Origin of the sequence: Ralstonia sp. RL, from assembly GCF_001683835.1 — a bacterium.
Lineage (GTDB): Bacteria > Pseudomonadota > Gammaproteobacteria > Burkholderiales > Burkholderiaceae > Ralstonia > Ralstonia mannitolilytica.
This window is the reverse complement of the sequence record NZ_LWRX01000181.1, coordinates 1-391: the sequence shown is the minus strand read 5'-3', so window position 1 is coordinate 391 and position 391 is coordinate 1. Positions and strand designations below refer to the sequence as shown.

The following is a 391-nucleotide window of genomic DNA, read 5'->3' as shown; positions in this document are numbered from 1 at the left end:
TTGCTGGAAGATGCCCTCAGCAGCGAACGTCCGCTGGCCGCCCGTTGTGCTGCCACGCTGACCGACGACGTCGATGTTGTCACCACGATCTATCTGCTGCGCTTGCGCCATCAGCTCAGCTACGTGCGCCGTCGCGAGCCTTTCCAGATGATGGCCGAGGAGACCGTGGCCCTGGCCGTGCGTGGCCGTGCCAATCCGCAATGGCTGGCCGATGACAGCGTGAACCGCCTGCTCGAATGCACGCCCAGTGGCAACCTGCCCGCAGAAGCCGTGCAACGCGAGGTGTGCGCCGCGCTCGATTTCCTCGCCGCGCATCCCCAGCCACTGCAAGCCCTGGCAGAGCAACGCGCCCAAGCCCTGTTGGCCGACCACGAGCGCGTACGCGCCGCCG

Annotated in this window: 1 protein-coding gene; it reads left to right on the top strand. The window is 67.3% G+C overall.

The window, feature by feature from the left end:
- Positions 1-391 (top strand): DUF8741 domain-containing protein (locus A6M56_RS17725; RefSeq protein ID WP_502686940.1); only part of this gene is annotated, 391 nt, incomplete at both ends.